Genomic DNA, 15487 nt, shown 5'->3' with positions numbered 1-15487 from the left:
TAACTCGACTGTGGCAATTGTGCACCAAAGCGCTGGAAATCGGCCATTTTGAAAGCTTTGCCGCCTCCGCAACGGTTGACAAGGCCGGGACATATTGAAACTACTCGAAACAGTATTTCTGATGGGCTTGCTAGCGCAAACTGGTCGGGGACTAACCATTAGGGGGGCTATCGAGCCTCACCGATGAACTGGGGACAATCATGAAGAAATTCGTTGCAAACGATACTGCGCGTCGCAAGCTTGGCTTGCTTGGCGTATCCGCACTTGCGATCATGCTCTCGACGCCTGCCTTTGCGCAGGATGCTGCCGAGGGTGAAGACGACGCTGCGGCTGAAGAAACAAGCGATGCCATCGTCGTAACCGGCACCCGCATCCAATCGGTTACACCTTTCAGCAGCCCTGATCCGGTAACCGTGATCGAGACAGAGATTGCCGCCAAGGAAGGCAAGTTCGATCTCGCCTCGACGCTGCAAAGCTCGCCCATCGCATCGGGATCGACGCAGATCACCGCCGCCATCTCGTCCAACTTCGTAACCGCGGGTGGCCCCGGCGCGCAGACGATCGACCTTCGCGGCCTTGGCCCGAACCGTACGCTCGTCCTGCTGAACGGCCGCCGTGCAGGCCCGGCTGGTACGCGCGGTGCGGTGTCCTCGTTCGACCTCAACGTGCTGCCGCAAGCGCTCGCTGAAAATGTGCAGATCCTGAAGACCGGTGCATCGTCGGTTTACGGTTCGGATGCGGTCGCAGGCGTGGTCAACATCCTGACCAAGAAGGACATGGATGGTTTCTACGTTTCGGGTAACGTCTCCATGCCGTTCGACAGCGGCGGCGAAGAATATCGCATCGGCGCCATCTACGGCAAGAAGTTCGACCGCGGCCACATCATGGTCGCTGCCGACTATAAGCACACCAACGAGCTGAGCCGTGGTGACCGCGCTTACCTCGCCTGCCCCGAAGCCTACACCTTCCGCCAGGATGGCTCGCGCGCTGACCTCGTCGATCCGCGCACCGGCCAGTTCAAGTGCGAAGACCTGCGCTGGGGCCATGTGTGGACCTACAACCTGATCGGCAACATGCGCCTTGATGGCCCGGGCGGTCCGAACACTGGCATCAACACCTCTTCGGGCCTTGCTTCGTCGGCTGGCCGTGCCACCGTTTTGATGCAATACCAGTATCCGGGTGAAACCCTGGGAATCCCGGCATTCGGTGCCCCTGCTTTTGCTGGTGACTTTGCGGCACCGGCTGGCTGGTTCCCGACCGGATACAGCACCGCATCGCTTGCTGTTCAGAACAGCTATCACCCCTTCGTCGAAGAACAGACGATCATTCCGGAAACCGATCTCTACACAGCCTATATCGACGGTGCTTACGAGATCACCGATTCGATCGAAATGTTCGGTGAGTTCCTGTTTAACCGCCGTCAGACCTACCAGAATGGCTGGCGCCAGTTCTGGAACTTCGGCTACACCGGCGACCTTTACGGCACCGGCGCTGGCAACTACTTCAACTATTGGGCCGATGGCTGGCAGGGTATCAACCTGCTGAGCCCGACCGGCATCACCAACCAGTCAGACAGCAGCCAGGAAGTCGATTACTATCGTGGCGTCGGCGGCCTTCGTGGCGATTTCGGCGGCACCGGCAACTGGAAGTGGGAAATCTACGGCCAGTACAGCAAGAGCAATGGCCGTTATCGTTCGCAGCAGATCCTGCAGGATGCGTATGACACTGGCTATTTCCAGTTCAGCTCGTGCGTTGGCACCGTTACCCCGATTTCGGGCAAGCAGTGCATCGACATCCCCTGGACCGACCCGAACTTCCTCGCGGGCAACCTGTCGCAGCAGCAGATCGACTTCCTGTTCGATTGGGAACAGGGCAAGACTGTCTACACCCAGCTGACGGGTGAAGCGACCGTCACCGGTTCGCTGTTTGACCTGCCTGCGGGTCCGGTCTCGATGGCAGCCGGTGTCACCGGACGCCGCGACAAGATCAATGACACGCCGGGCGAAATCACCCGCGCGGGCAATGCTTGGGGTACCTCGACGTCGGGTATCACCGCAGGCAAGAGCGACACGCTCGAAGCCTTCGGCGAACTTAACATTCCGGTTCTGGCTGACACTGCCTTCTTTAAGGAGCTGACCTTCTCGGCTGCCGGCCGCGTCACAAACGTCAAGGCAACCCGCGCATCGGATGGTTTCAGCGACAGCGATAAGGGCAACTTCACCTACAAGCTGGGCGCCAACTGGGCGGTGAACGATTGGCTGCGCTTCCGCGCCAGCTTCGGCACCTCCTATCGTGCACCTGCCCTGTTCGAGCAGTTCCTTGCCGATGAAACCAGCTCGGTTGCACAGGGTCGTATCGACCCCTGCATCAACTGGGGTACCAATCTGGCTCTGGGCAATATCTCGCAGCGTATCGCAGATAACTGCGCCGCTGACGGTATTCCCAACAACCATAGCGGTACTGGTGTTTCGGCGAACATTACTGCCTCGGGCGGTATCGGTGTACTCGAATCGGAAACCTCGGAAGCCTTGGTTGTCGGCACGATCCTGACCCCGCGCTTTGGCTTCCTGCCCGATACGCGGATCAACATCGCGGTCGACTATTTCGACATCAAGGTAGAGGGCGAAATCACCCAGCTTGGCGGCGCGAACATCCTGTTCGGCTGCTATGACTCGGAGAATTTCGCAACCGAACCGCTTTGCGACCTGTTCACTCGTGGCCAGACCGCAGCGCCGTTCAACGTCGCCAACATTCGTGACAAATTCGTCAACATCTCGACCCAGCGCAACACTGGCGTCGACGTGGCTGTCGATATCCGTCACGATTTTGGCAAGCTTGGTACATTCTCGGCGCGTGCCGACATGACCTGGCAGATCAAGGACAATGTTCGCCTGCTGCCGACTTCACCGCTGGTTTCGACCAATGGTGAGGCTGGTTCGCCGAAATGGGTTGGCGACTTCCGCTTCATCTGGGATGCTCCCAGCGGCGGCACCTCGCTGTTCTACGGCGTCAATGTCATCGGTGGTACTTCGGATGTCGGCGATTTCCTTCGCCGCAACGGCAACAACCCGTGCATCAACTCGCTGACGCGCGGCCTCTATTGCCCGAAGCTGACGACGCCGGCGACCTTCTATCACAACATCTCGCTGACGCAGGAAATCAACGACCGGTTCGACATCACCCTTGGTGTGAGCAACCTGTTCGACACCCGCCCGCCCCGGGTTTCGGTGCTGAACGGTGGTCAGATTTCGACGCTCGGCCCGGTTGTTGCAGCTTCGCAATATTCGTTCGTCGGGCGCCGCGCGTTCCTGAACGTTTCGGCGAAGTTCTGATAAACCCACTTGGGAAAGACCGGGCGGCATGGCAACATGCCGCCCGGTTTCTATTTATGCAGTGCAGATTGGATTGGTCGCTATATGCCAGAGGTCTGGGTTCAGCCTGACACGCTTGACGACGAAAACCGCAAATTTGCGCAATCGCCCTTGCGCAAGCCGGTATTTCTCAACAGCCTTCCCAAAAGCGGCAGCCACCTGCTTCGCAACATTTTGCGCATGTTCGTGCCGGTCGAGCAGCAGTATAAGGCAGACTTCATCCAGTGGCCCAACCTGCAGCAGCACAAACACGCCTTTAATCCGGCACGTCCGATGATGAGCTGGGGCCATCTCTTCATGGCCGACGCATCGGTCATCGAAACCGCGCCGACGCGACGCATCCTGCTTTATCGCGATCCCTATGACTGGGTAATCGCCCGCGCGCGCTTCTTCCTTTCCGAACAGTTCAGCGGCAATGTCGATCATCTGAAATCGGGTGAGTTCGATGTCGACGAACTGCTGACCATGATGATTTTCGGCCTGCCGGGCAAAGCGCCCTCGCTCAACGACATATACGAACTCAATGTCGCCGCATGGCTGGGTACCAAGACATTTATCGTGAAATATGAGGATCTTGTTCACAATCTTGGCATCATCGACAGCGATGCAGCCGAGGCCTATTTCGCCAATCTGTTCGAAGCGTGCGGCATTGAACGGCCAGGCGACTGGCGCGATCGCGTCGCTATCGGTTCCGACCGCAAGCAAAGCGGAACCGCGCGCGAACAATTGACCGGCGTATCAGTCGAGTTTCCCGAAACGCTCAGCGCCCGGCACAAAGCGCTGGTTGATTACCAGGCGCCGGGCTTGCGCACCTTGCTCGGCTACGCTTAGGGTCACCCGTAATGAACCAGACCACCATTTCCGCCTATCCCCTGCTCGCCCAAGCCGAAAAGCTGATGCAGGCTGGAAAACTGGAGGAAGCGGCGCAGCGGGCAATGGCGCATTTGCGGCAAAAACCCGATGAACCACGCGGTCTGTCGCTGCTTGGCACGGTTGCGATGCAGCTTGGTGCACTGGGTCAGGCCGAACTGTTCCTGCGCAAGGCGATAGCAAAGGGCGCACGCGACCTTGATACCCGCCGCAACCTTGCCTCGACGCTCAACCAGCAGGAAAAACTGGGCGAAGCGAGCGCGATGTTCACAATGCTGCGGCAAGAGAGCAGTGATCCTGTTTTTGGCGGGATGCTCGGCATCATCCTCGACAAGATGGGAAAGACCGAGGCGGCGAAGGATATCCGCAAGCAATTGGTCGAAAGCCATCCCGAACGGCCGCATTACTGGATCGCCTATGGCCATAGCCTGCGCGCCGAAGGCCAGGTGGAAGAGGCCGTCGCCGCTTATCGCAAGGCTGCGGAAATCGATTTTGAATGTGGCGAAGCCTGGTGGGGCCTTGCCAGCATCAAGAGCCGGGTGCTGACCGACGAGGATATCGTCGAAATGCAACGCGCGATCGATGTCGCGATCGACATTCGCAACAGCGCGCCCACCCATTTCGCACTCGCCCGCGCCTATCACGACCGCAAACTCTATGACAAAGCGTTCCACCATTATTCGATCGGCAACCAGCAGCGCGCCGAAAGCATCGGATACCAGGCGCAGGAACTGACCGACGAGGTCGACGAGACGATCCGGACGGTCGATGCCGCCTTCATCCAGCGGCTCGAACGTGAATCGGTAGAACAAGCAACGCCGGTATTCATCGTGAGCCTGCCCCGTTCGGGATCGACCTTGCTGGAGCAGATGCTGGGCAGCCATCCGTCGTTGGAGCCAGTGGGCGAATTGCCCTATATTCCGGCGATCCTGCGGTCGGTGATGGAAATGGCGACCCGCCGCGGCAAGGTGACCGTTCCCGCGCTGATCGCTGCAATCCCTGATGAACAGGCAAACGCGATGGGCCGTGATTATTTGCGCCGTGCCCAATTGCACCGCAAGACCGAACGCCCCTACTTCGTCGACAAGCTGCCACACAATTGGAGCAATACGCTGTTTATCAAGCGGATTTTGCCCAATGCCCGGATTATCGATATCCGCCGCCCACCGATGGATTGCTGCTTTTCGAACTTCTCCCAATCCTTTTCCACCGCGCACGCATCCTCCTTCGCGCTCGAGGATATCGGCCAATGCTATGCCGATTATGTGCGCTATATGGATCATCTCGGCCGCGTCGCGCCGGCGATGGTGCACCACATCGCTTATGAACGGCTGATCGAGGATGCAGAGACCGAATTGCGTGCGGCGCTTTCTTATCTGGGGCTTGAATGGGACCCGGCGGTGCTCGAATTCCACAAGCTCGATCGCGTCGTCCGCACGCCGAGCAGCGAACAGGTCCGCCGTCCCTTGAATCGCGACGGGATGGATACCTGGAAGCCCTATGCGCAGTGGCTCGAACCGCTGCGTGCGAAATTGGGCGTGCTTGCGGAACGCGAATGGAGCACGCTGGGTTAGTTAGATGACGGACTGCGTGGGCGGAAAATCGCTGGCTTTGGCGGAAAAAGCGCGATTCCGACTTGAACTTTCGGCCAATTCGCTATAGGGGCGCGTGCGTTAGGCCGCAGCTTGGTTGCGGCTGTTTTCATTTTTGCCGCAGAAATGGCTGGTTTTTTGCCATCTCGGCCGATTCGATGCGGCCAGAATGTTTGGAGTTTGGATTTTTTATGCAGATTATCGTTCGCGACAATAATGTGGACCAGGCGCTGCGGGCCCTGAAGAAGAAATTGCAGCGTGAAGGCGTCTACCGCGAAATGAAGATGCGCCGTCATTACGAAAAGCCGTCGGAAAAGCGCGCCCGCGAAAAGGCTGCCGCTATCCGTCGCGCCCGCAAGATGGAGCGCAAGGCAGCAGAGCGCGACGGCAACCGTTAATCGGCTTTGCCATAGGCAAAAAAGAGGGCGTCCTTTCGGGCGCTCTTTTTTTATCTGCACAACTGGTTATTAGGGCCGCAACAACGTCCCATTAAAGGTGCCACCATGTCCGTAACCACCGTTCCCATCCAGCCGATCAAAAAAGGTTCGATTTCCAAATTCTGGGCAGGGATCGCAGTCGTGGCGCTTGCCGGTGCAGGCCTCGCCTGGTGGGGCACGGGCAGCATTCGTGGCGAATATGCCAGCAACGAACAATATCTGTCGGACAATGCCGAACAGGATGGCGTCACCGTCACCAAATCCGGCTTGCAGATCCAGACAATCCGCAGCGGTGAAGGCACCCCGCCTACCGATAATGATGTTGCAATGATTTCGATCACCGGCACGCTGCGCGATGGCACGGTTTTCCAGGAACCGGCCTCGGGCCCCTTCCCGGTATCGGGCGGCATCCCGGGCTTCACCGAAGCGCTGAAGCTGATGCAAAAGGGTGGCAAGTACAAGATCTGGATCCCGGCCGAGCTTGGCTATGGCCCCAACGACATTCCCGATCCCAAGACCGGCGAAGTGGGCATCCCTGGTGGCAGCGTGCTGATTTTCGACGTCGAACTGCAGGATTTCCTGCCGCGCGAACAGTTTGAAGCGGCGATGCAGCAACAGCAGGAACAGATGCAAAAGGCCGCGGGTGAAGCTGCAGCGGCAGGTGGACCCCCGCCGCAAAACTAAGCGGTGGGGTAAGTAACCCGCAATTAACCGCTTTTGCCTATGTTCCCCTCGCAGTTGCGTAGGGGAATGACATGACTTTCCAGTTCGATCAGTTTGCCGCAGCCATCCGTGCAGGTGGCGAAATCACGGCGCGTGATACACTCGCGCTGCGCCAGGCAATCTGGAGCGACGGCGTTTTGACGCAGGCCGAAGCGCAGGCGCTGTTCGAATTGAACGCGATGGCGAAGTCGAAAGACCCTGAATGGATCGCCTTTTTCACCGAAGCGGTGTGCGATTATGTCATCGATGGCAGCGAGCCCAAAGGCTATGTCAGCGAAGAAAATGCGCTGTGGGTGGTCGAGGAAATCGACAGCGATGGCCGTGTCGATAGCGCGGGCGAACTTGAACTGCTGGTCAAGCTCGCCGAAAAAGCGATCGACCTGCCCAATGTCCTCAAATTCTATGCACTCGAGCAGATCGAACAGATCATCATTTCGGGCGAAGGGCCCACGCGCGAAGGCGACAAGACCCCGCATGTCGTTACCGCTGCAGAAGCTGCGTTGCTGCGCCGCCTGATTTTCGCTGCCGGCGGTTTTGGCCCCGCCATGGTCAGCCGCGAAGAGGCCGACATGCTGTTTCGCATCAAGGATGCCTGCCTTGGCAACGACAATGCCCCCGAATGGGAGAAGCTTTTTGTGCAGGGCGTCGCCAACCACCTGCAGGGCTTTTCGGCCTATGCCCCGCTGACACGCGAGCGGGCGCAGCAGCTTGAAGGTTTCATGCGCAACAGTTCCCCCAGCATTGCGCGCTTCTTTGCGCGGATGGGCCAGCTCGACTTGAAGGGCGGCCTTGCCGACCTGTTTCGTGCACCCGCTGCGTCGCGCGACCTCGATGCAGAAGTTGAAGCTGCAGAAGCGGTCACCGCGCCTGAAAAGGGCTGGCTCGATGCGCACATCGCCGAACGCGCGGGCATCGACAGCTATGAGCAGGCGCTACTCGATTTTCTCGCCGATTAAATCCCGCCGAGAAGCGCAAGGACGACCCCCGCGCCTACCAGCAATAGCCCCAGCGCCTCGCCGGGCTTGCGCGCCTCGCGCAGGTAGAAACGGCTGAAGCCCAAAGTCAGGATCACCTCGACCTGCCCGACCGCGCGCACCAGCGCCACAGGTGCGGTGGCAAATCCCGTAAACCAGCAGGCCGAACCAAGCGCTGCAAGCAACCCGACCTGCCCCGATGTGCGCCATGTCGATAAGACGCGCGGCAATTGTTCACGCTCGCGCACCGCGACATAGCTGCCCTGCATCAGTGTCTGCCAGCCTTGGACCACCACCAGCGCCACCAGCGCGGCCAGCAGCTTGTCCGACGTCGCCAGTTCGAGCGACGCTGACTTCACGAATATCGAGGTCATGGTAAAACCCAGCCCTGCCCCCAATCCACACAGTGCGGCAGGTTGCACAATATCTGGTAGCCGCAAACGTTGCCCGCCCGCAGCGACGATCATCACGCCCGCAACGCCGACCGCAATCCCGCTTATGGTCAGCCAGCTCAAAGTCTCGCCCAATAGCAGGAAGGCAAGCAACGCGCCCTGCATCGCTTCGGTCTTGGCAAAGGCGGTGCCGGCCACATAGTTGCGATAGCCAAAGGCCATCAGCAACAGGTTGGTACCGATGATCTGCGCAAAACCGGCTGCGGCGCAGAAAGCGATGAAGGGCAAATGTAGAGCCGGAAGGGCGCTCCCCGTCCATCCCAGATACAGTGCCAGTAACAGGATCCCGACCGGCAGGCCGTACAGATAGCGCACGAGCCCAGCCGCATTCACCGAAAGCTCGGCGCGCACCCGCTGCTGCACCGCGGTGCGCCATGCCTGGAAAAGGGCAGCGAGCAAGGTGGCGGGAAGCCAGATCATGCCGAGGCCCTAGACGCGATATTTGCATCCGTCATCAACGCTGTCATAGTTCGGCATTCATGACAGGAGGCGAGGGTTTATGCAGTTTGCCGGCAAGACAGCGGTCATCACCGGGGGCGCAACGGGCATCGGCTTTGCCCTTGCCAAGCAGATGGGGGCGGCCGGTGCGCGGATCATCCTGTTCGAACCGCGCGAGGATGTACTGGGTGAAGCCGTTGACGGGCTCAAAAATCTAGGCATCGATGCCAAATTTCTGGTCGGTGATGTCACCGATGCCGAGTCGGTCGAGGCGCTTGCCGACTTCGCCTGGGCGGAAAACGGGCGCGGTGACATCATCGTCAACAATGCCGGGGTCGGCGGCCCGCGCGGCGGCATATTCGATACCGATCTGGCTGCGGCACGCGCGCTTTACGAAATCAATTTCTGGGGCGTCTGGCACGGCATCCAGGCGTTCGGGAAACGCTATCGCGCCGACGGGCTGCCTGCCGCTATCTACACGACTGCGTCAGAAAATGCCCTGTTCAATGCGCTGCCCAGCGGCGGCGGCGCTTATGTTTCGGGAAAGCATGCGGTATTCGGCCTGATGGACGTGCTGCGCCGCGAAGTGCAGCGCAAGGCCGATCTCGCGCAAATCGAGCTTGGCGTCATCATCCCCGGCTGGGTGGCAACCGCTTTATCAAGCCATATGGGGATGGACGCCGATCGCTTCGCCGCCACCATTTTCGCGCAGATGCAGGCGGGCGAATATTATCTGGTCGGCCATGCCTATAATGTCGTGCGGATGCGCGCGCGGATCAACGAACTCGAAGCCGCCTTTGCCACCTACGCCCCGCGCTATGAAGGGGACGAGGAGTTTGACGTGCAGCTCTATTACCAGCGGATGGCAGCGGAGCGGGCTGGAAGCTGAGACGCCAGGCGTCAGGCGCTTTCGAGCAAGCCTTCCTCAGCGATCTTCTTCTTCCAGACAAGCGGCGCGCTGGTGTGGACATTCTCGCCAGTGGAATCGACTGCCACGGTGACGGGGAAGTCCTGCACCTCGAATTCGTAAATCGCCTCCATGCCAAGGTCTTCAAAGCCGACGACATTGCTGCCCTTGATCGCGCGGGCGACGAGATAGGCTGCGCCGCCGACCGCCATCAAATAGGCTGACTTGTGCTTGGCGATTGCCTGCGTTGCTGCTGGGCCACGCTCTGCCTTGCCGACGCATCCGAGCAGGCCCTGTTCGAGCATCATGTCCATGAACTTGTCCATACGCGTCGCGGTGGTGGGGCCGGCGGGGCCGACAATTTCCTCACCCACCGGGTCGACTGGGCCGACATAATAGATCATCCGCCCTTTGAAGCTGACGGGCAGCTCCTCGCCCTTGGCGAGCATGTCTGCGATGCGCTTGTGCGCGGCATCGCGGCCCGTGAGCATCTTGCCGTTGAGGAGCAAACGGTCGCCCGCCTTCCAGCCGGCAACCACTTCGGGGGTCAGTTCATCAAGGTTCACCCGCTTCGCCGCACTGTCAGGCACCCATTCAACCTTGGGCCATTCGTCGAGCTTGGGTGCCTCTAGGAACACCGGCCCCTCGCCCTTCAGCGTGAAATGCGCGTGGCGGGTGGCGGCGCAATTGGGTATCATCGCGACAGGCTTTGAAGCCGCATGCGTCGGATAATCCATAATCTTGACGTCGAGGATCGTCGCAAGCCCGCCCAGCCCCTGTGCGCCGATGCCGAGCGCGTTGACCTTGTCGAAAATCTCGATGCGCAGTCGCTCAATATCATTTTGCGGGCCACGTTCCTTGAGCTGCGCCATATCGATCGCGCCCATCAGGCTTTCCTTGGCGAGCACCATCGCCTTTTCCGCGGTGCCGCCAATACCGATGCCGAGCATCCCCGGCGGGCACCAACCAGCGCCCATTTGCGGCACCATTTCGAGCACCCAGTCGACGATGCTGTCGGACGGGTTCATCATCTTGAACTTGGTCTTGTTTTCACTGCCACCGCCCTTGGCCGCGACATCGAAAGTCACCTTGTCGCCCGGCACCATTTCGAGATGGACCACCGACGGCGTGTTGTCGCGCGTGTTGACGCGGGTGAAGGCAGGGTCAGCTAGGATCGAGGCGCGCAGCTTGTTTTCGGGGTGAAGGTAAGCGCGGCGCACGCCTTCATCGATCACTTCCTGCAAGCTTCGGTGGCTGTCGAGGACGCATTGCTGGCCCCATTTGACGATCACGGTGACGATGCCGGTATCCTGGCAGATCGGGCGATGCCCCTCTGCACACATGCGGCTGTTGGTCAGGATCTGCGCAATCGCATCCTTGGCGGCCGGGCCCTGCTCCTTCTCATACGCCTCACCTAGCGCGCGGATATAATCCATCGGGTGGAAGTAGCTGATATATTGCAGCGCGTCGGCAACGCTTTCGATGATGTCGTTTTCGCGGATCGTGACGGTCATGGATCAGGCCCTGTTGGTGGCAGTTAGCACCGCCTTTACCGCGCAGCCACGGATGTTCAAGACCTCTCGGGATTCAGCAGGAAAACCACATAGCCACGAAAGTTCGGATTGCGCGCAAAGCCGGGCGGGGCGTGCCATTCACCATGCTGCACAAGGCCGATTTTGAAGGGCAGTTTCACCCGCTCCACCTGGCGCAGATAGGCCTGATAGCCGGGGATCGTCTGCCGCCCCTGATAGGTTTGCAGCACCACCTCATCGACTGTCCCGGTCAACGCATTGAGCGCCGGGCTATCGCCCCCGCTGCTCCAATCAAGCAGGCCGGTTACCGAGAGGCGCGTTTCAGGGGGCAGGTCGGTGCGCAGCTGCCGCAGAAATCCTGCATAGCCGGGAAGCCCGCGCGTCGCCGCGTCAAAATCGATCTGGATACCTGCGATCCGGTTGCCTTTGGCCCGCCAGCTTTCAATGTCGCGCAATATGCGCGGGAGGACATTTTCATCCCAAGCGAGGCTTTCGACGCGATAGACGATCCAGACCTGCGCATGCTGCACCCTTGGCACCGCCGGACGCAGGGCGACATAGCCAGCTTGCGGCCCGCCCTTGATTTCGGCAGCAAGGATATAGATGGTCTTTGCATTATCGAGCGCCGGTTGCGCATCAACCCCGGCCCATAGCCAGAAAGCATAATAATCAGCGGCGTCGACCTGCCTGTTCGTCGGCTGCCCGCAGGCCGCGAGCAAGAAGAACGCAGTCAAGGTCAACAATCGTGGCAAGGCCAGCAGGCGCGGCAAGGCTTTACCAATAAAGGTTCAGGTTTTTCGACCAGGGCGAAGTCGGGAATTCCCGTTTCAACTGCTGGAACCAAGCCTTGCGAACCGATTCCGGCTGGTCAGTTTCATCACAGCCATTGATGCCGCTGGGGGCATAGCACCGGATCGCGCGGTGCAGCGCATAGGCCCTGTTTTCAGGCCCTGCTGCGGGATTGGCGATAATTGCCTTATAGGCATCGAGGCGCGAGAAGCGCGTGCCCGGGAATGGGTTGGAGGCACCGCCCAACTCATCCTTGTCGCGCGGCTCATCAAGATATTCGGTGACGCCGTAATAATCCGGATCCATGCCGTTCGTGCGAACAAATTCGCCGAGGCAAAGTTGCGCGCGCGGATCACGCGGATTGGCAGCCAGCGTAGAGGCAACCGCGCGCAGCGACGGGCAGGCAAATTGCTGCGAACCTGCCCAGTTGAAAACAGCAACTTCGCTGAAGCGCGGTGTTTCATAATCGTCCGGGGCAATCCGCTTGGCATTGGGCGGAATCAATGCGCTGTCTTTCAGGAAGTCGGCATAGCGACCGCGGAGCAATTGCTTGTAGAGCAATGCATAGAGCGCGACATTGCGTTCCGCCGCAGGTGCGCCACGATCGGCAGACCGCACCCGCAAGAGAGACGGCCCGGCGGCATAGCGGATCAATATCTCGCGAATGTCAGGATCGCGAACGGGCGAACCAGCCGCAAAAACAAGATCAAGGGCCTTGGTGCGTTCCAGGTGCAGCGCAAGTCCCAGCTCCGCCGTTCCCCTTTGGAAAGGCAGCTTTCCGGCATTGAGCGCTGCGATCAAAGCTGCACGCGCGCCTGCATCACCGGCAGCATCAAGCGCAACGGCACGCAGCAATTGGCGGCTATAGCCAACATAGCTGTTTCCGGTTTCGCCTGCCGGGATCAAGCGCAGCACCTCTGCCGGATTGTTGTCGACATAATAGGCATGCGCCGCGAGCAGGTAATCGAACAGATCTTCCCTGCCCTTGTAGAGGCCGCGTAATGCTTCGATCGACTGGCGACTGATCGGGCCATCATTGGGATCACCGAGCTCTGCCTCGTCATAATAGCGCATCTCGCGCAGCACGATTACCGCGAGCAATTCGGGATCGCTGCTGTCATCGGGCCCCAGTTCACCGAACAATTTGATGTCGAGTTCCTGCACCAGATCAACCAGCGAGATATTGCGCCGCCCGGCATCGCGTTCGGCAAATTGCGCGATATATTCGCCAAGCAGCTTCTGCCGTTCCTGCGATAGCCAATAAACCCGGCGCAACAGGCCGCGTGCAGATGCTGCATAAGCACCATCCGGCCAACGTTTCAGATAGCCACGAAAGGCATTTTCAGCCGCAGCGAGTAAAGACCTGTCGCCGCCTTCCTTTTTGAGGTCGCCATATTCGCCAAAGGCAGTTTCGGTTGCCTGGTTGAGGATTACCCGCGCGAGCATATAGGCGGATGCCTGCGCCAGCCAGTCATTGTCGGTCTTGCCAATGCCGATCAAAACCGCACGCGCAGCGGCAAAATCGCCATCATAAAATGCGGCGGCCGCAATCAGGTAATCGGCAAAGGCCTTGCCGGTTTTGGAGGTGACGTTGCGGATCGCGACTTCGGCCAAAGCCCGGTTGGTTTCTCCGCCCGAACATTGCGGCTTCATCGCGCTGCGTGCGGCGGCGAGCACAGCGCGTTCCTCTCCGCTCAACCCCTTGGCCAATCCAACAGCGGCGATAAAGGCCGCTGAGCCGGCATCGTTGGACAAGCAACGGGTGCCGGACTCAAACAGCGCGGAATCATCCTCTTCCTTGCGACCGGGTGCCAGCTTCGCCGCGAAATAGGGAAAGTTGAACGGCTGTGCATCGCCGCGGCGGCGTTCGTTATAATAGCTGTCATAATCGGGAATGTTCGATACCCCTACCGAACCATGCCGATCATGGAGCAGCATCAACAGGTTGACGCGGGTATCGTTGCCCGGGCTCAGCAAGGCCGTGCTGCTGCACCCGTTCATATCAGTCTGGCGGACTTTCCATTTCGGATAGCAGGTTGAATCCGCGCTGGCATAAGCAGGGCTGACTGCAAATGGCGCCGCAAGAGCAAGGGGGGCGAGAAGGGCAGCAAGGGCAAGCGAGCGAAGTTGCATGAGTCGGGGCTCCTCTCTTGCAACTATTCGGGCAGCCTTGTGCGCGCGTCAACTGCTGCGATGCACCAACGCCTTGATTTTAAATCGGCAAAGCCCTGAAATGCCACTGACTGCGAGGCACGGTTGCTGCACCGGAAGTGGTCCTTACTGATTGGTTGGCGAGCGTTTCCGTCGCCCGCCACTCACTCCGCAGCGGGCGGGCGCAAGCGGATCAGGCCTTCCTGCGCGCAGGTCGCCACCAGCCGCCCGTCGCGGGTGTAGATCGAACCACGATTGAAACCGCGCCCGCGCCCCGTCCAGGGGCTGTCGCAGCTGTAGAGCAGCCAATCATCGACGCGGAAATCGCCGTGCAGCCAGACGGCATGGTCCAGGCTGGCGCTCATCATGCCAGGCGTCATCCAGGTCACGCCATGCGCCAATGTGCAGGTGCCGAGCAGCCAGCTGTCGCTTTGATAGGCGAGCATCGCGCGGTGAACCGCGGGATCATCTACCGTGCGGTCGCGCAGGCGGAACCAGATATCCTGCCGCGCGGGGCGGCGCTTGTCCCCGCCCAGCCAGTCACGCGCATCGACAGGGCGGCTTTCAAAGGCGCGTTCGCGCACGAAATTGTCGCGGAATTTTTCGGGCACCTGGTCGGCAAACATGGCGCGCAGCTGCGCCTCGTCCTTCAGTTCCTCGGGCGGGGGAACGTCGGGCATTTCTTCCTGATGGTGCAGCCCTTCTTCAAGTTTCTGGAACGATGCCGCCATGTTGAGGATCGGGCGATCCTTTTGCAGCGCGATGATGCGGCGGGTGGAAAAGGTGCCGCCGTCAAAGTCGCGCTCGACACGGAAGGTGATTTCATAATCTTCATCGCCCGCACGCATGAAATAGGCGTGCAGCGAATGCGCGATCCGCTCGCTGCCGACGGTATCCTGCGCCGCAGCGAGAGCCTGTGCAATCACCTGCCCGCCAAAGACCCGGCCCTTGCCGCCCGGCTTTCGCATACCGAGATACCAGCCATCGCCCATGCGGTGGACGGTAAGAAGCTGTTCAAGCTCGGTGACGAGCGGGTGCTTTTGCGTTTCGTTTCCAGACATGACGGGCGCGTTAGCAGCGTGGGGCGGCTTTAGGCAATGTCTGCGGGCGCGAATCTTTCTTGTCGCAAATATGGATCCGCTTGGGGTGGATATAGCGGTGTGCCGGGGTGCGCTGAGAATGCGAATCCACGCACCTGCGTCAGTCAAGTGCATCGCCGATTTATCCCCACCGATTTTTTATCGTGGATAA

Annotated in this window: 12 protein-coding genes; 7 read left to right on the top strand and 5 right to left on the bottom strand. The window is 59.8% G+C overall.

The window, feature by feature from the left end; genetic code table 11:
• The first annotated feature begins 200 nt into the window (after window positions 1-200).
• The 6 genes from ACFSAG_RS11075 (at window position 201) to ACFSAG_RS11050 (ending at window position 7949) form a co-directional block, all read left to right on the top strand.
• Window positions 201-3332, top strand: coding sequence for a TonB-dependent receptor domain-containing protein (locus tag ACFSAG_RS11075; protein ID WP_381514692.1), 3132 nt, complete (start codon window positions 201-203; stop codon window positions 3330-3332).
• Window positions 3333-3416: 84 nt separating this feature from the next.
• Complete coding sequence (locus ACFSAG_RS11070) at window positions 3417-4202, top strand: hypothetical protein (RefSeq protein WP_381514690.1); 786 nt, start codon at window positions 3417-3419, stop codon at window positions 4200-4202.
• A gap of 11 nt (window positions 4203-4213) precedes the next feature.
• Entirely contained in the window at window positions 4214-5815 is a 1602-nt protein-coding gene (locus tag ACFSAG_RS11065) for a tetratricopeptide repeat-containing sulfotransferase family protein (protein WP_381514688.1), read from the top strand.
• A 209-nt stretch (window positions 5816-6024) separates the two neighbouring features.
• Window positions 6025-6231, top strand: coding sequence for a 30S ribosomal protein S21 (rpsU, locus tag ACFSAG_RS11060; RefSeq protein WP_374613308.1), 207 nt, complete (start codon window positions 6025-6027; stop codon window positions 6229-6231).
• 105 nt (window positions 6232-6336) lie between these two features.
• A complete protein-coding gene (locus ACFSAG_RS11055; protein ID WP_381514684.1) occupies window positions 6337-6954 on the top strand; it encodes an FKBP-type peptidyl-prolyl cis-trans isomerase in 618 nt (205 codons plus the stop codon).
• A gap of 71 nt (window positions 6955-7025) precedes the next feature.
• Window positions 7026-7949, top strand: coding sequence for a hypothetical protein (locus tag ACFSAG_RS11050; protein WP_381514681.1), 924 nt, complete (start codon window positions 7026-7028; stop codon window positions 7947-7949).
• Here the strand turns inward: ACFSAG_RS11050 and ACFSAG_RS11045 are convergent.
• A complete protein-coding gene (locus ACFSAG_RS11045; protein WP_381514678.1) occupies window positions 7946-8839 on the bottom strand; it encodes an EamA family transporter in 894 nt (297 codons plus the stop codon). The two genes, ACFSAG_RS11050 and ACFSAG_RS11045, sit on opposite strands and share 4 nt — an antisense overlap.
• Before the next feature lie 79 nt (window positions 8840-8918).
• Between ACFSAG_RS11045 and ACFSAG_RS11040 the strand changes: the two genes are divergently transcribed.
• Window positions 8919-9746, top strand: coding sequence for an SDR family NAD(P)-dependent oxidoreductase (locus ACFSAG_RS11040; RefSeq protein WP_381514675.1), 828 nt, complete (start codon window positions 8919-8921; stop codon window positions 9744-9746).
• Window positions 9747-9757: 11 nt separating this feature from the next.
• Here ACFSAG_RS11040 and ACFSAG_RS11035 read toward each other — a convergent pair whose 3' ends face one another.
• From ACFSAG_RS11035 to ACFSAG_RS11020, 4 genes are all read right to left on the bottom strand, one after another.
• Window positions 9758-11278 carry a fumarate hydratase gene (locus ACFSAG_RS11035; protein WP_381514672.1) on the bottom strand — a complete coding sequence of 507 codons (1521 nt, stop codon included), beginning with the start codon at window positions 11276-11278 and terminating at the stop codon, window positions 9758-9760.
• A gap of 56 nt (window positions 11279-11334) precedes the next feature.
• The gene (locus ACFSAG_RS11030) at window positions 11335-12030 is read right to left on the bottom strand and encodes a DUF3142 domain-containing protein (protein WP_381514670.1); all 696 of its coding nucleotides are present in this window, start codon (window positions 12028-12030) and stop codon (window positions 11335-11337) included.
• Between the two features lie 40 nt (window positions 12031-12070).
• Window positions 12071-14218, bottom strand: a complete 2148-nt coding sequence (locus ACFSAG_RS11025) for a PA5441 family protein (RefSeq protein WP_381514667.1) — start codon at window positions 14216-14218, stop codon at window positions 12071-12073.
• A gap of 182 nt (window positions 14219-14400) precedes the next feature.
• A complete protein-coding gene (locus tag ACFSAG_RS11020) occupies window positions 14401-15297 on the bottom strand; it encodes an acyl-CoA thioesterase (RefSeq protein ID WP_381514664.1) in 897 nt (298 codons plus the stop codon).
• Window positions 15298-15487 lie beyond the last annotated feature (190 nt).

The sequence above is a fragment of the Sphingorhabdus buctiana genome (assembly GCF_042680825.1).
Lineage (GTDB): Bacteria > Pseudomonadota > Alphaproteobacteria > Sphingomonadales > Sphingomonadaceae > Sphingorhabdus_B > Sphingorhabdus_B buctiana.
The sequence above is the reverse complement of the archived record's forward strand: the minus strand, read 5'-3'. Positions and strand labels throughout refer to the sequence as shown.